Here is a 24741-nt window from a genome sequence, read left to right as displayed (position 1 = left end):
CAAATTTTACATTTATTGCTTAGCGTTTTGGCACTCTTTCCAATCTTCCCAGAAATAAGGATATAAATTATAACGTTAAAGTTTGTTATCTATGAGTTATAACATCTCAGAGATATCGGTCGCCTTTCATAGGAGAGGAGAAACCAAATGATGAACTTATGAACGGGATAAATTCCGATTCCTATCACGGAAGAGCTCATTATGGGAAGAAACATAAGCCATCTTAGCCGCCTCTGGATTCAAGTATTGTTTGGCACGATTCACGGCAACAATTGCATCGTTAAAAGCTCCAGCAATGAGCCGCACTTTACTATCGTTTGTGGCACAGTCCCCTGCTGCAAATATACCCGGTAGGTTGGTTTCAGCGTGTTGATTCATCATAACCATTCCGTCACTCATCGTTAGTCCACAACTGGCAAGATCACTAAGATTACTTGTATAGCCATGGCTAATCACTACTTCATCCACATCCAATACGATATGATCTCGATTCACCGTATGCGTAATCCCAACCTGATTAATGCGGTCACCATTGGTTTGAAGCTGTGTAATCTGATACGGAGTTCTCACATCCGCTATCTCATGCATCTCGCTGACATTCCGTTCCATTGCTCGAAATTCAGATTGACGATGGACGACAACGACACGTTGAGCAACTCTAGCAAGTTCAATAGCCCAGTCTACAGCACTGTTGCCACCACCTGAAACAAGCACATGTTTCCCTGCAAAGTATTCTGGTTTTTGAACCGTATAGTGAAGGTTTATATGCTCATTATCATTCGATTCATGTAGCTCCAGCCTCTGAATTTCAGCGACGCCACGACCTACTGCGATGATCATTGTTCGAGAATAATGGACCTCACCCTCAGTGGTATAGATCGCCAATACTCCGTTTTTCATACGAGAGAAGCGTTCCATCTGACGATTAAATACCACCGTTGGGTTAAATGTGTTCGCCTGCTCTACAAGCCACTCAATCAACTTCGAGCATTTCATAGGTGGCAACCCGCCTACATCCCAGATCGTCTTCTCGGCATAGGTGTGCAGAAAACCGCCAAGTTGATCTTTACCTTCAATAATTTTGACCTTCATCTCTCGCATGCCCGCATAAAAGGCCGCGTACATCCCGGCAGGGCCGCCTCCAATGATGGTTACATCATAAATATCTTCTTCACCCATTGTGAACACATCCTGATTAATTAGTTATGAAATGCGAGACTCAAATAACAGAGTTCTTTATCTAAATTCATTTTTTTCCTCAAATGCAGCAACGATATCGTCAATAACATAGCTATCTGCAAGCGGAGCCATACCCAGATTGAACCATTCCTTGCCACCTACCATGTACACATGATCTTCCTTGACGGCTTTTAGATTTTTCCACAATGATGTCGATAACATCTGTTCGAATTTCTTTTTAATTTCCGGATTAGTCTCGTCATCAAGCTGAACGATCAGATGATCTGCATCGTACTCAGGCAGCACTTCTAGGGATACGGACATTGCCTTTTCGGACTGTGGGAAATTAGGAACTGGCTTCATTCCGAGTCGTTTGTGAACAAAGTTGCCCCGGTCGATGTTCTCTCCATGCATTACAATTTCCTTTTCCATTACCCGAATGTACAGTACCGTTTCATCACCAATCAGTTTGTTCAATGTGTCAGCAGCGATCTTCTCCTTCTCCACTAAATCTTGTATGACCTGCTCGGCTTGCTCTTCCTTGTTTACAATTTTGGCAATGTCCCGCAGCTCATCACGCCAATCATCACGACCTTGCAACAACACAGTTGGTGCAATTAGCGTCAGCTGGTCGTAGTCCTTTTGCGACCACCAGGCTGGAGCAATAATCAAGTCTGGGCTCGCTTCCATAATGGCTTCAAAATTTGGTGTCTTGCCGATGCCCATCTTCATCGTATTCGAGAAAGGCTCTGACAGATAAGAAGGAAAATCGTCATGATAATTTTGTACAGCAACAGGCACAATACCAAGGGCATACAAAAATTCTGGATATACTACGGATAGACCAACCACCCTTTGTGGTGTTTCTGGAATTTCAATTTCGCCCATCTCACTATTCACTGTTTTTACGTTACTTTCTTGTGACGTTGCTCCACTCTCCACACGATCCTGTCCGGAGCCTGTGCTTACTTCCTGCCCCTTCGCACCACACGCGGTAATTACGAGCAGAATCAATATCATGCTTATTAATGCTAGCCATTTAAATCTCATTTCTGTATGTACCCCCTATATGTCAATAAGTAATGACAACGTCTAATTAATAATAATTATCATTATCATTGTGATATAGGAGTAGTATAATCAAATTCAGTCTAGCATGATATTGACGATTCAGACTTTTTACTATGGACGATCATGCCACAGCTTTAATAGTTCATACAGCATAAGTTCATGGGTGAACGCCGTATAATCCAGCAGAACGCTAGACATTAATACGTCCATCTTACCATTTCGTACCGCAGCAATATTATTCCACTCGTCCGAAGCTCGCAGGCATGTCCAAGTCTGTTTAGAAGTCTCATCTTCTCCTATGATCAACAATAATCTTGCAAAATGGAGCGTGGATACTTCCTGTAGGGTGACAGAATCCTTGTTCCATAGATTCTCTGCGCCTGCAGGAGCATTCATTTCCATATCTTCATAGAAGACAGAAGCAATGCTAGCAGAACCAAGCACCTGCAAATACTCGCCGTACACTTTGAGCACAAGCAATTCGTCCTCACGAATGCTCACTGCAAGCTCTTCCCTCACTTGAGCTGCATGCTCTTCATACCTCTTAAGCCATACCTCGGCAATATCCGATCTATCCAAAAAACGAGCAACAACTCTCAAATGCTCTTTCCAGTCATTGTTTTCCCAAAGGACGGTGCAAACGGGAGCAACGGACTGAAGCTTACTTTGTAAAGACTCGGACAGATCTGTGGATACTGTCACAATATAATCTGGCTGAAGTGATTGAAGCTGTTCTACCCAAGTGTTCTCCCCTAATGCGAGTGGAATCACCTTGTCCGTCTGATATTTCCGCCGATAATAATACGTCCATGGATGATTTGCTGGAGCCGCACATGGGATGATCTGCAGTGCAAGCAGGATCCCGATACTGAACGGATGAACGGCAGCAATTTTTTGTTTGCTATTTCGTAGGAACGCCGCTGGTGGAATACCCGATATTTGTTTGAATTTGCGGCGGAAATACGATTCATCCTGATAACCTACATATGATGCAACATCCTTGAGTCGATAATTGTGATCGTTCCTCATCAACATCTGAGCTTGCTTGATTCGGTAAGAGGTCAAATAGTCCATTGCACTACAACCATATCTTTTCTTAAAAACACGCATAAAGTGCCTTGAACTCATTCGCGCAACAGCTGCCAACTCTTGAATGCTTATTTTATTCGTATAATTTTGCTCCAAGTAGACCTTCACCTGTTCAATAGGTAATGCCTGTTCATTCTCTGTTGCAAGAACACCATCAGAAAATATCGTGTACATTAGCTCCTGAAAACGAATCTGACCGTAATACCGTTGCAAGCCGTCTTTGTCCAAGATGAACTGATAGATCATCTGACAGAGTTCACCAACAACAACGGGTGAAAGGGATGTGAGCTCACCGTTTACCTCATAACGGAGAAGCTGCTTCATTCGATCCAAAGCGACCACTCTTTCTTGCTCTCGTGTAAACATTACATCAAAGCTCATATGATACACACCATACTCGTCTAACGAATGTACATTCGCCTCTACTAATTGCCCAGGAAAGCCGATATACAGTCCACCTGAATGCAGCTCCACAAAATTCCCATCTATCCTTAGCCAGCCCTGTCCACTAACCACAAATATAAGCATATACGTTTCAATAAAATGCTTTTTCAAGAACCATTCGCTCGTATTCTCATTCGTATGATCTATATAAGTGAGTTTAAAATGCATATGATCCAGCGGATCAAACCGAGCTGATGGTATGCTCACGTAGGTATCGTGCAAAAGTGTTCCCCCCAGCCCTAAATGTAGATTTCCCTAAGCTGCTTCAATATAACATATGAAAGCTTGCATGATCTAAGATAATACACGTCTTAAGATGACCATCGTGTATGGATTTATTGAATTGACAATACGGGAAGTACGAGATAAAAAACACTCCAGTAACCTTTATACCTGCCTCCAGCGAATAGGTTGCTCTTATCCGAGAAGATCAAGTTTAAAAGAATACCAGAGTGTTATAGGTTAAAGTAATATAACGCTTAGAAAATGTTTAAGTTTGCTCTACAAAAATTTGTACTGAGCCTCAATAAGCCCATTATACACACCTTGCTGTTTAATTAACTGCTCATGGTTTCCTTCTTCTTTAATTTCACCATGATCCAGTACAATAATATTATCCGCATTCCGAATCGTCGAGAGACGGTGAGCGACCATAAAGGATGTTCTACCTTGCAACAGAACCTTCAACGCCTCCTGGATTTTCAGTTCAGTTTCCGTGTCAATACTTGCTGTTGCTTCATCCAGAATCAAGATACGTGGATTTGCCAGCAATGCACGAGCGAAGGATAATAGTTGGCGTTGACCCATGGATAAGACATTTCCGCGCTCTTCAACCTCAGTATCATAACCACCTGGAAGCTTCATAATGAATTCATGAGCGTTTACTGCTTTTGCAGCTTCCTCCACTTCTTCATTTGTTGCATCCAGCCGCCCGAATCGAATATTATCACGGATCGTACCTGAGAAGATAAATGTATCCTGCAACACGATACTGATCTGACTGCGCAAGCTCTCTACAGTTACATCCCGAACATCCCGACCATCAATCGTTAAACGCCCGTCAGTTATATCATAGAAGCGGCTGATTAGGTTAATGATTGTACTCTTACCAGAGCCTGTGTGACCCACCAGTGCAATCGATTGACCTGCATCTGCCTTAAAGCTGATTCCCTTCAGCGCCTGTCTGCCTTTCTCATACTCGAATACAACATTGTCAAATACGATATCTCCTTTGATTGAAGGAAGTGGCTTCGCACCTGGTTTGTCTGCAATACTTGGCTTTTCATCCATGAATTCGAAGATCCGTTCAGAAGAAGCCATCGCAACCAGCAATTGATTGTACATTTGACCTAGACGATTGATTGGATCCCAGAAGTTACCGACGTAGTTGGCAAAGGCAACAAGCAAGCCGACAGTCAACTGATTATCTTGAATCAGGTATGCACCAAACCAGAACAGAATTAATGTACCGAAACCACCCGTAATTTCAATGAGTGGTCCGAAGCCCTGGTTCATCGCCGATGCTCTATCCCAAGACTTCTTGCTAGACAGGTTCATGTTGTCAAAGTATTTCATGTTCTCTTTTTCCTGCGTATACGCTTGAGTCACTCGAATCCCTTGAATGGATTCATTCAAGTGGGAGTTAATACGGGAGTTCTTCATACGCACGTCTTGCCATGCACGGCGAATCAACACACGAAGTTTGGTCGAGATAATAAACATAATCGGAACCGTGATAATGACAGCAAGCCCCAACTTCCAGTTGATTAGCAACAAAATGACGATGATACCAAGCAACTGTACACAGTCAATCATGACGTTAACTGCACCATTTGTGAACAAGTCCTGCAAGGAGTTAATGTCATTCGTAACACGTACAAGCACTGAGCCTGCTGGTCTTTTGTCAAAAAAGTTAAAGGACAATTTCTGGATATGCTTGAACAGGTCTGATCGAAGATCGTAAATGACTCGCTGTCCAATAATATTGGTCAACTTGATCCGATACGTATTCGCACCCCACTGAATTAAATACAGCGCAAGTACCGAGCCAGCGATCAAATAAAGTAATGTCATACTAGGCAATCCCGTCTGAGGTGCTATTGCACGGTCAATCGCCAAACTGATTAGGAACGGTACAGACAATTTCGTAATTGTTCCCAATATCATCATGAAGATGACAAGTGGCAAGAGCTGCCTTGCATAAGGTTTCATATATGCAAACAATCGACCAAACTCTTTCCAGTTAAACGGTTTTTCTATAATTTCATCATCTTGATATACGAATCGTTCATTTAATTTCTGATTCGAGGTTCCCTTAACCTCGCGCCTATCTGCTACCGTATCAGCACTCATGAATTCACCTGCTCCCCAGCCTCCCGCTTACCGCGGGCAATGTAATCTGCATATTGAATTTTATAAACATCCTGATATGGTCCAGGTACTTCAATAAGGTCTTGGTGTTTACCGCGCTGCACGACACGTCCTTCATCGAGCACCAGAATCTCATCCGCATGTCGGAGTGAAGATATCCGGTGGGCAATAATAAATGTCGTTCTACCACGCATGACCTCTTGGAAGCCCGATTGAATCTCATGCTCGGTTTCCATATCTACTGCACTGGTTGCATCATCAAGCACTAGAATTTTCGGGTTTTTCAACAAAGCTCTTGCGATGGCAATCCGCTGTTTCTGACCACCTGAAAGACCCATTCCGCGCTCTCCGACAACCGTGTCATAACCCTCAGGGAATTCCATAATGAAATCATGTGCTTTGGCTAACTTCGCTGCCCGGATGATTTCATCCATCGTTACATTTTTCAAACCATAGGAAATATTGTTACGAATGCTTGAGGAGAACAGGAACGTTTCCTGAAACACTGAAGCAATCTGACTACGTAAACTACGAATACCGATGTCTTTAATATTTTTGCCATCAAGCTTAATCGTTCCTGAGTTCACGTTGTATGCACGCATCAGGAGCTGAATAATCGTTGATTTTCCTGACCCTGTTCCGCCAAGGAAACCGATGACCGTTCCAGGAGGTGCATCAAAATTAATATCTGTCACGGCTGGCATTTTGTTGCCATATGCGAAGGTTACTGACTCGAAGGTTACATGTCCCTTAACATGATCTGCCTCCATAATAAGTGGATCTTCTGTTTCTTGAACATCTACTGGCGTATTCAATAGCTCTAGTACGCGTTCACCCGAAGCTTTGGATTGAGTATAGTTGTTGATATGGAAACCGAGGTTCCACATTGGTCCAATTATGTACCAGATCAAACTGAAAAAGGCAACGAGTTCACCAAGTGTTAGCGTTTGCTGAATAACCATTCTGCCACCGATGACCAAGAGCAAGACCACACTTACAGAAGCAAGTATTTCCATGATCGGAAAATAACGACTCCATAAGGTTGCTGCATGAATCTGATTCGTTTTGTAACGTTCATTGCGTGTAGAGAACTTCTCCACTTCATAAGGCTCACGAGCAAAAGATTTAACCGTACGCACGCCTGTGATATTCTCCTGTACGGCTGTCGTGAGTGAACTCAGCGCGAGTCGCATTTCTTGGAACGCAGGGTGAATTCGGGATTCGAATCTTAGCGCAACGAAGGCAAGTAGAGGAATACAAATGAGTGTATACAACGTAAGCTGCCAACTCATTGTCATCATCATAATTGCGCCGAATACGACCATTAATACCATGTTGAGAATCTGTGCGAAGCCAAACCCGATAAAGTTCCGGATCGCTTCCAAATCTCCCGTGAGGCGGGACATCAGATCTCCCGTTTTGGCCGTGTCGTAATAACGGAAGGATAAAAATTGAAGCTTTTCGTAACAAGCATTGCGAAGCCGGTATGCCAAAAAGTTACCCAGTCGACCTCCAAAGAAACCGTGTAAAAATTGCATGCCTGCTTTTAAAATAACAACACCTAACACCGTCAAAGCAAGTATGGGAACGTCTTCAAAATTTCGCGGTATAATTACGTTATCAATCAAAATCCTGAGCAGGTTCGGATATACTAGTCCGAGTGCAGTCGCTAAGGCGAGGAACAAGATTGATACAAATAAATACGATCGCTTTTCCCAAAAAAAGGTTTGCAGTTGCCTGAGAACATCCATGTTTCTCCTCCTCTTGTCTAGTTCAAAATAGTATGAACATTTATGAAGTTTATCACCGTACCCCCTTCGCGGCAAAGCGAATAACAGACCATATTCAGGCTACTTTCTCCTTAATGCGGCATTAACAGGGGTAAACAACCAACTATCAATCAAATGTTTGAATATTCTCTTCATTTCAGGTTGTTCGTACAAAAAAAAGGCTCCCTTGTTGACCTCTCGATCGGGAGCCTTTTTGAACATGAATTCATAGGTACACACTTCGTGTAGACTTATTCGTGTACGAATTGCTGTACTTTTAGAGAAAGAGCATTCCATTCGTCCGCGAGTATGCCGCTTGTCAGCGTTTCGTTCAGCGCACTTACTGCTTCTTGAAGTCTCTCCTCCAACTGTCTGGCCTGGTGCTGTAATGACTGCTGTAGCTGCATATCATAGAATGCAATAAGCTTTTGCTGCGCAGGAGGTAACGCATCAGCGACCATTTGTTTAATAACAGGCTCTAGCACTTCCTGCAGCCGTTGACGTCCGCCTCCTTCGAAAAATTGCTTCGGATTGCGTAGATAACTCTGATAGCTTTTCCAGCCGGATGGCTCCTCTAATCGAATCTCATCAAGAACCGGTGTTGTCCATTCCTCATCAAAGGATAGGGAGAGATCCATCCCTCCAGATAGACGTTTCAACTCTTCTATACAATCCGTGATCTGCTTCTGCAGCCATGTCTGACCCGTTTGTTCTAATCGTAGTGTGGTTGCCAGCAGTTCTTGTTCAAGCTCAACTGCAATCATGCGCAACAGTTCACGTCCACATGCAGCAAAGGCACTTTTCAATTGACCGCGATCTTCTCGTATTACTGAAGGATGGAATGCCTCGGCCATAAATGTACCCAGTCGATATCCGAGTCGCTGTCTAACATGGAAGAGCAATTCACCTGTTTCTTGTGTTAGCTCCTCCTTCATGGAACGCTCAGCGAGGGTACGAATACGGCCTACGGATTGATCCATGATCGCATTCAGCTCCAAACGACGCTGCTCTAACACCTCTTCACCTTGCACCGCATCCTCTGCTCTCTGCTTCAATCGCTGCACCACACGGGTCAATTCTTCCGCTGCTCCGTGAACGGCGAGATCGGCAAGCTCTCTACCAGCGAAGCGATTGAATTCTTCTTCAAACCGCGTGAAGCCTGATTGCTGAAGCAACTCAGCATTACCGGTGCTCTTACCATCCATCGCAAGCAAGCTGGACACCGGGAATAATCGAGGCGAACGAATTCCATTCGTACGAAGCTGGGTGCTCACATGATCCAGAACTTGTTCCAATTCTTCTTCTGATGAAGAAAGATCACTCGCATTGACAACAAAGAACATCTGATCCATAGCTGAGCTGTCCTTCACCCGGCCTAATTGAGTCAGGAATTGTCGATCTCCTTGTGAGAAAGCATGATTATAATACGTTACAAAAATAAGCGCATCCGCATTCTTCATATAATTAAACGTTACTCCAGTATGTCGGGCATTCACCGAGTCTGCTCCTGGTGTATCTACCAGAACAATGCCTTGCTCCGTAACTGCACAACTATAGTAGAGGTCTATGCTATCAACAAAACAGGACTTCCGTTCATTCGCTACAAAGTTACGATAACCGGCCAGATCAACTAACACATCTTGACCCAATTGATCCGCAGTATCCTCCCAACCAGCCGCAGCCGCCTGCAAAAAGCTATAATGCGGTCTTCCTGCTGGATGTATATCTTGAGGCGATAGCGATTTGACGCGTTTCTGCCAATCGGCTTCAGGCTCGCCTAAGCCAAGCAAACGGAATGAATATGCGAGATCCTCTTGGAAAGCATTCCGAGTCTTCATCCGGACTCGAGCAGTGCCATGCTCCGCTCCACCGGACGGAGCCATGATGCGGTTAATCGCCGCTGTTGTTGGGTGCGGCGAGACCGGTAAGATAGCTTCGCCGAGCAAAGCGTTGGCGAAGGAGGACTTACCCGCGCTGAACGCACCAAACAGCGCGAGTGTAAACTTGCCGCCGGCAAGCGAAGCCGCGCGTGCACGCAGATCCCGTACCGCCGACCCCATGGCGGGGTACGGCTCCACCACCGCAGCGGCGGCCTCCAGCCGTGCCGCCGCTGCATCCAGGCGCCGGCGACGCTCAGCGCCAGCCGCCGGGTGCCCTTGCGCCGCTGCTGCTGTGCGCGGCGGCGTTGCCTGTGGCTGCGCAGCCACAGGCGTGGTGCCCGTGTGCGAGCCGGGAGCTTCGCTCGGCTCATGCACGGGCACTTGCGGGCTCCGCACCTCCGGCAATAGTCCGGAGGGGAGGGAGCCCGCAGGAGGCAGCAGGCTGCGCAGCCCTGCTGCCTCCGCTGCGGCGGCGCGCTGGAGCGCTGTGTAGCGCGTCGCCGCAGCGGATTGCGCCAGCAACGCTGTGCGGCTGGCGTCCAGCGCTTGAAGCGCGGCTTCGCCTTGCGCGCTCAGCGCTTCAAGCATGCGGTCGACCAGCATCATGGCCGACTTGCGGTAGCGAGCCTCAATCTCGCCTCGCAACTCTTTGCTATATTGAAGTATATACTCAGGCGACAACTCTGCACTTGCACTTCGTTTCATCTCAAGCAAAGCTTCATCCACGACAGGAAGCTCTGCATTCAGCGCTTGTTCCCACTCAGCTCCCCAGAGCTGATGAGATTCACCAAGCTGTCTAAGCATCGTCCGGATATGAACCTCCACTTGTCCCTGAACTTGGTCATTCAACAAGTTAACGAGCTCTGCCACTCGACGTTGTTTCTCCTGCTCCGTTTTGCCTCCCGAAAATAGGAGTCCCACCCGGAATCCAGGTTTGCGACTTTCCAGAAATGCACCTGCTGACGTACGGATATCTGCTGGTGTGAGATTGGCATTGGCTAGAAGAGGTTCAAGTTCTGCCCGAAACTTCTCTCGTTCCCGTGAGGGCTTGGAACGAAGCTCAGCTTCTTGTTGCTGAATTGCAGCTAGCTCATGCTCCAATCTCTCCAAGCCTTCCGGTCCACCAATTTCCTCAAGCAAACTTGCTTCTTCCTCTTCTCGTTCTTCCGCTCGCCGCTCTAAATGTTGTTCTGTTACATGACTGGCGGAACTCACCAAACTATGCTGGATCAGACCCTCTTTATGTTCCAACATATGTTCAATAAGCTCAGGAATCTGCTTCCACTGGTTGTAGCGGTGATCCTTGTCTCGAAGTGATGTGAACAATAGCCCATCATATCGAACTTCCCAAGCATTAAAGATCGTTTCAACACCTTCAATATACGTATCAAACGAAAGCTCATGTTCTCGATGTTTATCAATCTGATTCACGATCAAGAACAACGGTTTGCCCCAATCCGACAAACTTTTAGCAAAAGACAAGTTGCTCTCTGATTGCACATGATTATAATCCATCACATAGAACACGACGTCAGCTAAATGAAGTGCTGAATGAGTCGCCAATCCATGACCTCGATCTGTCGAATCCACACCAGGTGTATCTAACAGTACTGCATCATTCTTCAGCAAAGGAATATCATCCCACACTTCAATCGAACGATATGCGCCGCCATTTTTGCAATACGCTTCTAACTGCTCAGGGGAAACCTCCAGTGTACTACCCACGCCTGATGCATTGTCAGCGCTTTCGTGATCCGTCGTATGAATAATCGCTCGCGGCGCACCATTGCGGATTGATACCACGTTAGCACTTGTAGGCACTGGACTTGAAGGCAGTACCCGTTTACCACACAAACTATTAATCAGACTAGACTTACCGGCTGAGAAGTGCCCGCAGAATGCGATTGTCAATTGCTTCATTTCCGCCTTGCGGATCAGATCTGTTATAGCCTGTACCGCCGTATGGTCTGTCGTCTGCTCCATTGCTTCTCGCAGTGGAAGCAGAGGTTTAGCCATTGCTAATGGATAATCTGTTTTCGTCATGACTGGCCTTTCCCCCTGGCTCCTCAATTTGGCATCATTCGTGATAATGCCTTTCTCTTATAGAAGTTGTTCAAAAAGTCCGCTTGGATTATAAAAGAAAAAATCACATACTTACTCAGCATTTTCAGCATTAAAGTTGGATTCTTTTTGAACTCGCATTTATAATAGTCCTATTTTAACATTACCTTGTGCGAATTTGAACGATTTCTATGTATTAACGCACAGACAAAGCATCTAGCTTGCTCTATAGATCCTGCCAACCCAACCTATAAACAAATTCCTTATATATAAAAAAATAAAACCGAATATATCGGTTTTATCGACGGTACTTACGAACATGCTGCACCTTTAGTATGCGGTATTGCTTCGTAATGAGCGTGCCAACACAGGTGCAACATATCCATGGGTATAGGTGTAAATTAAGAAACCGCGTTCTCCATCGTAGGCAACAAGATTTCAAATACTTGTCCATGCTGAAGAATTGTAATATTTCTTCCTTTGTCTCTCATAACTACAACTTCTGGTTTTGTGGACATGCGCTCCAAATAATGCTCAGGCACGTCGCCGGAATGACTTACAGTGATACCTTCTACTTCTTTTTCTTCATTTTCAGCCATTTCCTGCTCCACAACTTGTTCAAAAATATCGGAGAAGGCTTCAAAATTGTCAGTGTAAACGGAAATGCATTTCATCGTTACTCATCCTCTTCTAATCATTAATTTATTTTTCGTTTAGGGGTACTACTACGTTCCTTATCTTTCCTGATTTGGGACGTTTTCATACGCTTTTTCCCTTCCCTGCATATATCCAGCAGAGGGCAGATAGGGCACGCTGGGTTCTGGGCCTTACAATGGTAGCGTCCAAAAAAGATGATCCGGTGATGGGTCAACGTCCACTCATCCCGGGGTACGCGCTTCATCAATTTCTTCTCGACTTCAAGAACAGAATCATCCCATCCAGCCAGTCCTAGCCGTTTGGACACACGTTCTACATGCGTGTCCACCGCAATGGCAGGAACGCCAAACGCATTAGAAACAACAACGTTCGCGGTTTTCCGTCCGACCCCTGGTAGCGTCACAAGCTGATCATGTTCCTGCGGTACATCACCGCCATACTGCTCTATTAAAATACGGCACATGTTCTGAATATGCTTGGCCTTGTTCCGATACAGGCCGATTCGCCGAATATCCTGTTCCAATTCCTCTAAAGGAACCGCCAGATAATCAGCAGGGCTTGTATACTTTCGAAACAAGTCTGCGGTTACCTTGTTTACTGTTTCGTCGGTGCATTGGGCCGACAATAGGACAGCTACCGTCAATTCAAACGCATTGCTGTGATTTAATTCGCAATGTGCATCAGGAAACATCGATTCCATCGTATCGAGTATGTGCCTAACTGTCGCTGCATTCATGAAGAGCTACCTCCCACAGAATCACCACACATGGTGGAGCCTTACTTCCAGACTTATTTCGAGTACTTTACGAGGACACAAAAGCTTGCAAAAAAAACGTCCTGATGCGGGAAAGATCCCGCATCAAGACGGTCATTCTTTGATCCTCGAAAAGAAACGATTACTGTTTTTGGATCTCCATCACGATGTTGTTCAGGAGATACAATACAATATTATCATTATCTCTGAGAGATTGCACGCTTAAAGTGTTGTCGCCCTGGTGAACATATACTCCTGTACCCAGTGCAAAACGATAGTTAGTATCCGTAGTTGTCTCACGCTTCACCAGAATTTGGTTCCCTACGCCATCGTAAGACCAGAACTGTTTGCTCAGGATTGTCATCACTCTGAAACGAGTGGAGTTATCCGTATCCTTCGTCATTTCGACCCGATCACCCACAGTAAGACTTCCCAGTGTCGTTAGAGTAGAACCCGATTTAATTACTTTGACGGGACCGCTAACCGGAACTGTCTCGGATTGACCGTTGAATAGTTTCAGTGTAACTGAAGTTGCATCAACTGAAGTGACCTCAGCGAGTGTACGCTTAACAACCTGGACAGCTTTCGGCGTAATTCCTTCAAACGTAACGTTGATCAAGTTTCCTACTGTCAATTGCGAAGCAGTTAACGTCTGACCGCTTTCTCCAGTCAGCGTCGCTTGATCAAAGTAAAATTGACTTGTCAGCAAATCCGATTTTACACGAATACGACCATTCGTTTCAATACCCGTAATTTCGAATTGAGCAACGGATTTCAACGCTATCTTTTGGATATAATCCTGATTTGCGCCCAATGTGACCGTAACGTTGTCGCCAATTTTTAAATCGGTGAGACTTGCACCAGATTTATTATACATTTCCACTGTAGGAGCGATTGTATAAGGAACGGTAACTGTCTGATTACCAGACAACAAGCTGATTTTTCGGTTGGAAGTATCAATATTGCTAATGGTACCTTCATACTTGTAAACAACCTTAACGGAAAGCGCACGAGTGCCCACATACGTAAGATCCAGCTTGCGTCCTTCGCTTAGTAGAGACTCTAGACCTGCCATGGTTGGCTTCGTCGAATTATAATCCAGCTTTGTTTTTTCATCCAATGTAAATACAAACGGTTTCTTGTTACTATCCAGCACAGTAAGTACTTTGGTTTTAGCGTTATAAGATACTACAGATGCACCATTCATCGGTTCCATTTGGCGGCCAATGACCTGGATACGTGTCACACGATCTTCAGCGTTTAATGTTAACTCTACTTGATCTCCATTTGTTGCATCTGTGATCAGATCATTTAATGAAGCATCCTGAATTCCGTTAATGATAACTTCCGGTTTCTCAACCAGCAGCTTGGCTTCAAGGGAGCCACCTTCACGCTTGAATGTCAACGTAGACTGATTACCACCAATTTCCACCAGTGTACCTCGAACAGACTGCTCCACACCCTGTGACAATTCAATCGTTTGTAAAACGCTATCTCTCACCGTATATTTCACAGCACTTCCCGGCTTAAGCTCAGCTAGCGTCAGAATCCGATCCTGATAACGAATCATAAGATTGTCACTATACGTATACTGCTCTGTTGTTCCTGCAGTAGTAACCAGCTTGATCGTTTTACCAGATGTCACGACTTCAGCGATCACTCCAGTATCACTTTTGTTAACAATGCCCGATTTGACACGGATAACCACTGTCTTCTTGTCAGCGGAGAAAGTCTCACGTTGCACTTCAATAGTACTGTCCGCTGTAATATCCGATAATTTAATTGCTGTTCCGTTCTGATCAATGAATGCTGTTGATTCATCGTATCCAAACGTCTCGTAGTTTTCACCAACGAAGACACCAATTTTATTACCTGACAACGAACGTGCAAACGTTCCTTCTACTGTCTCAACCTGAGGTGTTGCATCGATTACTTCCACATAGGAAGCATTACCTGCTGAACCGACCACCTGTACTTTCGTATACAATTGAACATTCGCTTGTGGTGAACGAGTTTCACTGTCCTTTGTGAAATAAGGCGTATTGCTGTTCACGGCAAAATTCGTCAGCTTACCATCAACGATCATTGTAATTCGACCTTCTTCAAGTCCAGTTACATATCCTGTGTATGTGTTAGGATAAGCTGTATCTGTCAACGATTCACCTCTACTAAAGAACGTAGCAAGTTGTGCACGTGTAACAGAGCCTGTTGGATTAAACTTGTTTCCATCTACACCTTTAGCAAGATCTAGACTAACTGCTAGGTTTATATAACCTTTGCTACCATCAGAGATGCTTGCATTATCGGCAAAACTTGTCGATTGATTATTTTGAGCTTTTGCTTCTGCATCCTTGTTCAACGAACGAATAAGTAACTTCGTGATCCACTCACGAGTAGCAGGCTTCTGTCCCCAAGATGTTTTGGACACATCCACTGCTTCTTCTTCCGTTTTATCAATCAATCCCAGTTCCAACGCCAATGCGACGTAAGGCTTGAAGTAGTTGCCTACTTCCATAGTTGTCGGTAATGCCGCAGCCGAAGTGTCATTCAACTGGTCTTGTTTATTCATAAACCGAATGGCCATGGTTACCGCTTCTTGTTGTGTTACCGCGTCTCCTGGACGAAATAAGCCTTTTTCACCGAGGAGAATTCCTTGGTATGCCAGTTTGTATACATGTTTCTCAGCCCAGTATCCTGCTTTGATATCACTGAACAAACCGGTTGGTGCAGCCGTATTACTTACTGCAGTTGTCTGACTCTGCCCAGCATCTGTTGCTTCAGCTGCCAGGGCAGCTCCGCCAGCACTAAGAGCCATCATGCCTGCAAGTACGGCTGAAACTACTTTTTTAGAGTGTGATGGATTATTATATTTAAAAGTCACCTATGATTCCCCTCTCTCATGTAAAGCGGCTGAAATTCCGCAGAGTACACGGTAAAACAACATTTGAAGATCTCTATTAAGATCTCGTCATTGGATGTTCCAAATCCACATGGCCCATCAAACTCTCGGACTGTTGTCCGTCCACCAATAGATCAAGTGTTTTCACTTCATCAAACTGGAAGAATGTTTTTTTCAATGCGTCGATGGCGAACACTTCTCCACCAGCACCAAGTCTAGCCGTATCCGGCATGTGGATATCGAGCGTAAGAGCACCATCCTTGAATTGAACAGACTTCAGCTCGATCTCCTTGGACCACAGTGGAACGAGTGTGTCATCTGTACTTTGTTGTAAAGCTTCAAAAGCAGACTTATATTTGTCTTCTTCCGCCGCATAGGTCACAGTTGCCGTAGATTCATGCAGTTCTAACTCCTCTGGATCTGTGAAGAATACGTTAATCGTTTTCTTCTCAGTCGCTTGCGAAGTATCCGTTTTTCCTGTGTTCTCCGAGCTTGAGCTTGTACCCCCTGTTGAACTCGAACCTTCTGATTCAGACGTAGTCGTGTCTGGTGTTGGTGTCGAAGACGTTTCATTGGGCTCTACAGTAGTAGGTTCAGTAATTTCCGTCTCACCTTGCACTTCTGTCACAGTATCCTCGGAACCTGCACCTTGCGTCTGAGGTGGAGCGGCTGTCGGTTTATTTCCACATCCCGCAGCGACCGCCATAACTGTTACTAGTAGTGCTGCAATCCATAATTTTTTGTTCATTCTAACTCCGCCTCCTGTACATAAGGAATTCACCCTTATTTGATTCCCAGATACTCCTTGATCCCCGCAACGATACCTTTGGCTACACTATTTTGGAAACTTTCCGTAAACAGTGCTGCTTCGTCACTCTTGTTGCTCAGGAATCCACCTTCTAGCAGAACAGCGGGCATCGTTGTTTCGCGAGTTACGTGGAGACTAGCCATTTTAACACCGCGATCCTTCAACCCTGATGATTGCAATAAATGCTTATGCATTACTTTTGCTAGTGCCTGGCTGGTAGTACGAGAATAAAATGTCTCTACACCATTTGCCGCTGCAGGTCCACTGTTAGCATGGATAGAGATAAAAATATCTGCTTTCAGACTTTCAGCGATTCTCACACGTTCTTTCAACGCTAAAAATGTATCATCGCTGCGCGTCAGCACAACGTCAATGTTCGGTTCTTTCTTTAACAAGGCTTCTACTTTCAATGCCATTGCTAAATTAAAGTCTTTTTCTCGTTTGCCTGTTACGCCGATTGCACCCGGATCTTGGTCACCGTGCCCTGCGTCAACAACAACGACCTTTTTACCATTGTTGCCTACTGGTGGCTGTGGTGTTGCGCCTTCTTTGTTCAAGTCAACGATAACTAAGCCAGTGTCGTTCTGTACTTCATAACCTTTGCTACCTGACAAATCAATAACAAATCTTACGGTTGATGGCGTATTGCTGTATAACGAATAACGAATCTTGGATACGTCTGGGTATCCGTTCACAACAAGTTGTCCATTCTGATTGCTATCAAGAGCTTGTCCTTGACTGAAAGAATCAGCAAATGCCGTATTAGGCAAATCGATAACAATTCGATCCGGTCCTGTCATCGTGAAGACGTTCGGCTTCGTATCTCCGCTCGTTGCAATTAAGAAGCGGTTATCACTGAAGCTGATGCCGTTCACCAGTACAAGACCTTCCTGCGTATCTCCGCTGTTATTGCCGGAGTTCGGGGGAGTAGTCGTTCCGTTTCCGGAACCTGAATTCTGGGTAACTAATGTTACCGTCTTCGTGGTATTGTTCCAACCCACCTTTAGACCCATTTGTTCACCAACAAATCGGAGCGGAACAAGTGTCGTACCATTTTTCACGAGTGGCGGGACATCCAGGTTCACGTTACTGCCGTTCACCGTTGCCGTCTTCTGTCCAACAATCATCTGCATGGCAGTGTTGTCTTTACTTATAGTCACGGTGCTTGTCTTCTGTTGCCAGTCCACACCATATCCCAGGCTTTCGGAAATGACCCGAATTGGAACCATCACACTGCTGTTGATGTTTTCCGCTTTGGCATCCGAAGGCTGCACTATCTCTTTCCCATCTAGGATAATTTTCGTATCTGTTGCTGCATGACTATAGCCCGGGAAAACGAGCCCAAAGACAAATAACAGTACCAAAAAACCGAACTTCTTCATCCTTCACCCCTACCATTCTCATATTTTTTTGCCACACGTTGCGGAATTTCAACTCTGACTGACTACTTGGGCATTACCAGACACCTATTAGACGCCTCCAACACGCAAAAGTTGCGAATATATTCCATCATCACTGAAAAAAAACGTTGTTAAATCAAGCTTTTTCTACATTTTTATGGTTTTAATTTCCCTTTATTCACAATCATGCATCTTAAAACAACGAACTGCCCTAATCATTGGATTTACGATAAATTCAACTTACTTGTTCAAAAATTCCAAGATTCCATCAACGATGGCCTGTGCACATTTGTTCTGATAATCTTCGGTAAACATTATCGCTTCATCCGATTCATTACTTAAAAATCCAAGCTCTAGAAGAACGGCCGGCATTGTTGTTTCCCTCGTCACGTGCAAACTTGCCGTCTTAATGCCACGATCCTTAAGTCCCGTAATAGGTAGTACATATTTATGAAGGATATCCGCCAACTCCTTGCTCTCTGAGCGAGTGTACAGTGTTTCTACCCCATTAGGCACAGGTGTCGTAAATTTATTACCGTGAATGGACACAAAAACATCAGCATGATTCATTTCAGCTATATCAACACGCTGCTGCAAGGACAGTTCCGTATCATCCTTCCGTGTAATGACAGTCTGAATGTCCGTATAGGGCTGGAGTAATGCTTGTACTTTGAGTCCTACAGCCAAATTAAAGTCCTTTTCATATTTGCCTGTCACACTAACTGCTCCAGACTGTCTTCCTCCATGCCCTGGATCAATGATAACAACCTTTGTCCCGTTAGGAACTTGCACAGCAGGAGGCGGAGTGATTGTTGTTTCACCACCACTCGGGGTAAGATCGATCAGTATCTTTTGATTGTCTCCCAGTGACCACTTTGCAGTAGCAACATGACTTAAGTCAAAGACAACTCTTACAGTAGCGGGAGAATTGCTAAAGTTAGCATACCGAACCTGGGTAACTAATGCCGAGTCTGTGACTAGAAAACTGCCACTTCCATCTGGCTTGGAGGCTTGTCCTTGAATGAACTGTTGTGAAAATGTCGTTCCCGGCAAATCTACAATGATGCGATCCGGATTCGTAAGCGTGGACAGCTTCGGAGTGATATTTCCCTTAATTCCCAAGGTAAGCTGATTTTCGCTAAAATTCATGCTATTTAACTCTGAAAGATTGACCGATACAGGTGTTTCTATCGAATCTTCTTCGTTATCTACTTCTACTACAGGAGGAAGGCTTGATAGGCTTACAGTCTTGGTTCCATTGTCCCAACCTACATTTAGACCCATCCCCTCACCAACAAAGCGCAACGGAACTAGAGTCGTTCCTTGTTTGATTAAAGGAGGCGCATCCAAGCTTACTTTGGTTCCATTAACAGTAGCTTCCTCTTGCCCAGCAACCATCTGAATACTTCTTGCTCCTTTTAGCACACTAACCGTCTGCGTTGCTTTCTCCCACTTCACTTCATAGCCCAAATTTTCGGACACCACTCGGATGGGAACCATTACTGTCTTACCCGTATTTTCAGCAGGAGCTCCTGTTTGCTGTTCAATTGTTACACCATCTAGTACGATGGAAGGAGGCGTGTCAGCATGCACCATTGCAGGAAATACGCACAGAAATAAAATAAATACAAATACTGCTGACCATTTTCTCATACATCATCCACCATTCTGTTGGTCTGTTGTGACTCTATTTAACTCTTAGTTATAAACACATGTCTAACGCTATGTAGCTTTCCATAATCTACTAACCAGTTTATCAGATATCCTGTCACATTCCGGTTACAACGTTGTCATAATTGGTCGGAAATATGGCGAAAAAGAATAAACATCGGTAGATGTTATCTATCTGTGAATGTAGAATCTATTCATCGTGTTTATATTGACGTTAGCTCTTTCAATAAGGTAACTTTGATTATACATATTATGGAACTTTAAATAGGACACGAGGACTATGTTATTACAATCTATCCAAATGGAGGTATGGCGTGTTTACTTTATATAAGAAGAACCCCGATGGTAAACTACTGTATGCAGAATACTGGATCGAAGATGATCAGCTGGTTGAACATGTTGGAACTGTTGGTGCATTAGGTACGGCAAGTCGAATTGATTTTCCTGGCGAATATCAAAATGAAGACGAATTCAAACGTAATTTTCTATCACGTTACACTAGTCAATGCTATGAAGAAGCTTCCAAACAAGAGGTTGTCATCTTACTCATCCAATATCCGATGAAGAGCATATCAGGAAGCAAACGTGATCTATGGCTTAAGGAGAAAGCAACGGAGGCATTATCAAGTGAGCTGGGCTGGAGAGGTCTAGGATTCGTAGACGGCTTCGATATGGGCAAGACCAGCAAGCCGGTAACACAATACGCCTTGAACATATACTGCCATGTTGTAGATGAGAAGCTCGGCATTCAAGCCGTCAAGCGTGTACTTAGGGAAACAAGATTGGATCATACTCAGATTAAAATCGCATCGAGAGCAATGAACTGTGGTGCAGCATTTGTGTTACAATATTCGGCCAAGAAAGACTCCGCATTTTACGTATAAGAGCTCAATGAATGATCGTAGCAATCGTTCAACATATGGTGAAATGAAAAAAGCTTCTGAATCACAGAAAGGAACTAGGTTCATACTGTGATTCAGAAGCTTATTACTCTTATTATTTTAGCAATTAACCAAACAATTTTGCCGCATGGCGTTGCTCATATGCTGTGATTTCATCGTCATGTTGAAGTGTCAAACCGATATCATCCAGTCCTTGCAATAGGAACTGACGACGGTGCTCATCCAGGTCAAACTCAATACGTAACCCGTGTGCATCTGTAATCGTTTTGTTCTCCAGATTCACATTCAATTCGTAGCCATCATGAGTTGCAGTTCGTTGGAACAGGTCTTCTACCTGTTCTTCTGACAACTTGATTGGCAAAATTCCGTTCTTGAAGCAGTTATTATAGAAGATATCCGCAAAAGATGGTGCAATCACACAACGGAATCCGTAGTCCATGATTGCCCATGGTGCGTGCTCACGAGAAGATCCACAACCAAAGTTAGCACGAGAGATCAGAACTGATGCCCCTTCATAACGTGATTTGTTCATTTCGAAAGAAGGATTATTGTTACCCTCTTCGTCAAAACGCCATTCGTAGAACAAAAATTGTCCAAAGCCAGTGCGTTCAATCCGTTTCAAAAATTGTTTAGGAATAATTGCGTCTGTATCTACATTGACCCGGTCAACCGGTGCAACGATGCCTTGCAGTGTTTTGAAAGCTTCCATGTGATCCGTTCTCCCTTCTGTTCGTTACAATTAGATAACTGCTTCTGTTTTGAAATTCCAGTCACGTACATCAACAAAGTGACCTTTAACTGCCGCTGCGGCTGCCATTGCCGGAGATACCAGATGCGTACGTCCTCCGCGCCCTTGACGTCCTTCAAAGTTACGGTTAGATGTTGAAGCACAACGTTGACCTGGTTTCAATACGTCTGGATTCATCGCAAGACACATACTGCATCCTGCATCACGCCATTCGAAGCCAGCTTCTGTAAAGATTTTATCAAGTCCTTCTTTTTCAGCCTGGATTTTGACACGTCCTGATCCCGGAACGACAATTGCCGTAACATTACTGGAAACCGTGTGGCCTTTGGCTACTTGTGCAGCCGCGCGCAAATCCTCAATCCGTCCATTAGTACAAGAACCGATGAACACATAATCCACTGGAATTTCGGAAATTGGTGTTCCAGGTGTAAGACCCATATATTCAAGCGCTTTTTCTGCCGCTTTACGTTCATTTTCAGTAGGCAGCTCCGCAGGAACAGGTACTTTGGAAGAAATATCCGTTCCCATACCTGGGCTTGTGCCCCAAGTTACTTGTGGAATCAATGTCTCTACATCGATTTCAACTACGCGATCAAATTCAGCACCTTCATCAGTCACAAGCTCTTTCCAAGCTGCAACAGCTTCGTCGAATTTTGCATCTGCAGGCACATATTCACGTCCACGCAGATATTCAAATGTAGTTTCGTCTGGAGCGATCATACCTGCTCTTGCGCCACCTTCGATGGACATGTTGCAGACCGTCATACGCTCTTCCATGCTCAGTTCACGAATAGATTCGCCTGTGTACTCGATAACGTATCCTGTTGCAAAGTCAGTGCCATATTTAGCGATTACTGCAAGGATCATATCCTTCGCCGTTACACCTGGGTTGCGTTTACCAACAAAACGGACTTCCATCGTTTTGGCTTTGGCTTGTTGTAAACATTGCGTTGCCATAACGTGCTCTACTTCACTTGTTCCAATCCCGAAGGCAAGTGCACCAAACGCACCGTGGGTTGAGGTATGGCTATCACCACAGACAATCGTTTTACCTGGATGAGTCAGACCCAATTCAGGACCCATAACGTGTACAACACCTTGATCAATCGTGTCCAAGTCATATAGCTTAACGCCGAAATCACGGCAGTTCTGCGACAACGTATCAATTTGTTGTTTGGAGATTGGATCAGTAATGTTAAAACGATCTTTCGTTGGAACGTTGTGATCCATTGTTGCAAATGTCAGTTCAGGGCGACGAACTTTACGACCGCTCAAACGCAGACCTTCAAATGCTTGTGGAGAAGTTACTTCGTGTACAAGGTGTAGATCGATATAAAGAATGCTTGGCTTGCCTTCTTCCTGATGAATTACGTGGTTTTCCCAAATTTTCTCAAACATCGTTTTTTTACTCATCATTTTCACCTCATTATAAGTTCGTTCCTTGGAAGAGCCTCTTGTTTCGTTCACATCAGTGAAGCTCTTGAATGACATAAATATATCACTCGTCCCTTCATTGTTCCAAGATATAATATCTATAGATGTAATAGCTTTATCCTATAGGGTGGTTTGGGGCAAATACGTACAAATATTGGTCTATAGATGTTTATCACTTTGGGGAATGAGGTGGTATAAGGGAAAAAATTGTCCTTTAATGTACATTTAGTCCCCAATCCGTCCCCAAATAGGTTCGCTTAGTGGCGACAGAAATAAATAAGAGACACCCCACATCTAAGATATAGGGGTGTCTACATTAAATCATTACTCAGTTAAATATCATCATTTTGTTTCTGTTCTTCATCTATATATTTTTGTAAAACTTCTAAGCATCTGTTTTTCAATTTATTGATTAATTCTTTTTCTCTTTCTTCTGTTGTCATCCACAAATCGCCATATTGTTCAATGAATGCTTTAAAAAGCAAATTAATATCTTGTGTTTCTTCAACTTCTAAAATCTCAGAGATAATTTTTTTATCTTTTATTATACTAAAGAATCTATGATACAGTTTATTCATTCTTTTCGCATAGAAATCATTGATTAGACTAGTTGTATAAGGCCTGCTAGGCATGATTGAGCGACATATCCAAAGTTTCTTCTTACCGTTCTTGTTAGTGTTGTTCTTTGGCTCATTTTCTAATATCACTATCTTAATGTTATCTGTGAATTCTAACTCTTCACCTTGAATCGTGGACATATGGAATTTAATATCATTAATAACCAAAATATCCTCAAGTTCTTTTAATTGATAACTCAATACATCATATTTTTTTTCCTTCTCGTAGTCACTATTCTTTCTGGTGATTTTCTTTTCTAGAGGAGGTAGTTCGAATTTCATAAAGCTAGTTAAATGGTCATTCGAATTCACATGGAAACTTACAGTGAGATTGTAATATTTATCATCCTCAAACAGCTCTAGATCATCTTTAAACAAATCATAAAATTTATCAGCAAGTTTTGGATCAAAAATATCAGTTTCACGAAGGATGTACTCCATTCAAAATCCTCCTGCCATAAAGTTTTTTTCGTTTATTTGAACTTAACAGGTTCTTAAAAAGCTTTATAGTGTCGTTTCTGTTTTCAATTTTTCAATCCATTTTAGCAAATCAATTTTATCTACCCTCCTTGTTGCTCCAATGGAGAAGTTAGGGATACCGCCATTAGAGTTATTTCTCTGAAACAATTCATATACTTTCTTACGTGAAATACTCAGATAATCCGCTATATGTTGAGCGCTCAGTATTTCAGGTAATTCTTGTAGAGCTGTACTTGTATTCACTCCTGAATCATTTCTCTCTGGCGGATTAACTGCTAAGGAAATCATCTCTTTTTTAAAACGTACCTCTGCTTGCTCATCTATGTATTTCTCTATTAATTGCATCAATTGATCAACGAATTGATCTTTATCTTTCATTTTATGTACCTCCCCTTTTCTCTATCACTGTAACTATCTTCTCCTTATTCAATTAATTTATGCAAAAAAAAAGGGCACTACCAGCAAAATGCTAGCAACGCCCTTTTCACCGATTCTTTCGGATTTATAG

Annotated in this window: 17 protein-coding genes; 1 reads left to right on the top strand and 16 read right to left on the bottom strand. The window is 43.8% G+C overall.

Annotated features, from left to right (window positions below; all coding sequences use genetic code 11):
• Positions 1–156: 156 nt before the first annotated feature.
• The 12 genes from J2T19_RS03190 to J2T19_RS03135 form a co-directional block, all read right to left on the bottom strand.
• A complete protein-coding gene (locus J2T19_RS03190) occupies positions 157–1179 on the bottom strand; it encodes an NAD(P)/FAD-dependent oxidoreductase (protein ID WP_307213049.1) in 1023 nt (340 codons plus the stop codon).
• Positions 1180–1236: 57 nt separating this feature from the next.
• Entirely contained in the window at positions 1237–2229 is a 993-nt protein-coding gene (locus J2T19_RS03185) for an ABC transporter substrate-binding protein (RefSeq protein ID WP_307213048.1), read from the bottom strand.
• A 132-nt stretch (positions 2230–2361) separates the two neighbouring features.
• Complete coding sequence (locus tag J2T19_RS03180; RefSeq protein ID WP_307213046.1) at positions 2362–3990, bottom strand: helix-turn-helix domain-containing protein; 1629 nt, start codon at positions 3988–3990, stop codon at positions 2362–2364.
• A 294-nt stretch (positions 3991–4284) separates the two neighbouring features.
• Positions 4285–6135 (bottom strand): ABC transporter ATP-binding protein, encoded by a 1851-nt coding sequence (locus J2T19_RS03175; RefSeq protein WP_307213044.1) that lies wholly within the window; start codon positions 6133–6135, stop codon positions 4285–4287.
• A complete protein-coding gene (locus tag J2T19_RS03170) occupies positions 6132–7904 on the bottom strand; it encodes an ABC transporter ATP-binding protein (protein ID WP_307213042.1) in 1773 nt (590 codons plus the stop codon). The genes J2T19_RS03175 and J2T19_RS03170 overlap by 4 nt, the downstream gene beginning before the upstream one ends.
• Before the next feature lie 269 nt (positions 7905–8173).
• Positions 8174–11845: a dynamin family protein gene (locus J2T19_RS03165; RefSeq protein WP_307213041.1), complete on the bottom strand. Its 3672-nt coding sequence runs from the start codon at positions 11843–11845 to the stop codon at positions 8174–8176.
• Between the two features lie 419 nt (positions 11846–12264).
• Complete coding sequence (locus tag J2T19_RS03160; protein WP_056696846.1) at positions 12265–12537, bottom strand: hypothetical protein; 273 nt, start codon at positions 12535–12537, stop codon at positions 12265–12267.
• 23 nt (positions 12538–12560) lie between these two features.
• Positions 12561–13256: an endonuclease III gene (nth, locus tag J2T19_RS03155; protein WP_307213039.1), complete on the bottom strand. Its 696-nt coding sequence runs from the start codon at positions 13254–13256 to the stop codon at positions 12561–12563.
• Between the two features lie 160 nt (positions 13257–13416).
• Entirely contained in the window at positions 13417–16155 is a 2739-nt protein-coding gene (locus J2T19_RS03150) for an S-layer homology domain-containing protein (RefSeq protein ID WP_307213037.1), read from the bottom strand.
• Between the two features lie 76 nt (positions 16156–16231).
• A complete protein-coding gene (locus J2T19_RS03145) occupies positions 16232–16921 on the bottom strand; it encodes a GerMN domain-containing protein (RefSeq protein WP_307213034.1) in 690 nt (229 codons plus the stop codon).
• 35 nt (positions 16922–16956) lie between these two features.
• A complete protein-coding gene (locus J2T19_RS03140; RefSeq protein WP_307213031.1) occupies positions 16957–18363 on the bottom strand; it encodes an N-acetylmuramoyl-L-alanine amidase family protein in 1407 nt (468 codons plus the stop codon).
• A 258-nt stretch (positions 18364–18621) separates the two neighbouring features.
• Complete coding sequence (locus J2T19_RS03135; protein ID WP_307213029.1) at positions 18622–20034, bottom strand: N-acetylmuramoyl-L-alanine amidase family protein; 1413 nt, start codon at positions 20032–20034, stop codon at positions 18622–18624.
• A gap of 332 nt (positions 20035–20366) precedes the next feature.
• Here J2T19_RS03135 and J2T19_RS03130 point away from each other — a divergent pair, with 332 nt between their 5' ends.
• On the top strand, positions 20367–20936 hold the full coding sequence (locus J2T19_RS03130) for a hypothetical protein (protein ID WP_307213027.1): 570 nt from the start codon (positions 20367–20369) through the stop codon (positions 20934–20936).
• A gap of 124 nt (positions 20937–21060) precedes the next feature.
• Here J2T19_RS03130 and leuD read toward each other — a convergent pair whose 3' ends face one another.
• From leuD to J2T19_RS03110, 4 genes are all read right to left on the bottom strand, one after another.
• Positions 21061–21663: a 3-isopropylmalate dehydratase small subunit gene (leuD, locus tag J2T19_RS03125; protein ID WP_145047426.1), complete on the bottom strand. Its 603-nt coding sequence runs from the start codon at positions 21661–21663 to the stop codon at positions 21061–21063.
• 30 nt (positions 21664–21693) lie between these two features.
• Positions 21694–23115: a 3-isopropylmalate dehydratase large subunit gene (gene leuC / locus J2T19_RS03120; RefSeq protein ID WP_307213024.1), complete on the bottom strand. Its 1422-nt coding sequence runs from the start codon at positions 23113–23115 to the stop codon at positions 21694–21696.
• 353 nt (positions 23116–23468) lie between these two features.
• On the bottom strand, positions 23469–24194 hold the full coding sequence (locus tag J2T19_RS03115) for a hypothetical protein (protein WP_307213022.1): 726 nt from the start codon (positions 24192–24194) through the stop codon (positions 23469–23471).
• Positions 24195–24257: 63 nt separating this feature from the next.
• Positions 24258–24611 carry a helix-turn-helix domain-containing protein gene (locus J2T19_RS03110; RefSeq protein ID WP_307213020.1) on the bottom strand — a complete coding sequence of 118 codons (354 nt, stop codon included), beginning with the start codon at positions 24609–24611 and terminating at the stop codon, positions 24258–24260.
• Positions 24612–24741: the final 130 nt, after the last annotated feature.

It is taken from the genome of Paenibacillus tundrae, assembly GCF_030812775.1.
GTDB classification, from domain to species: domain Bacteria; phylum Bacillota; class Bacilli; order Paenibacillales; family Paenibacillaceae; genus Paenibacillus; species Paenibacillus tundrae_A.
Note: the sequence above shows the minus strand (reverse complement) of the source record. Positions and strands in the feature narration are given on the sequence as shown.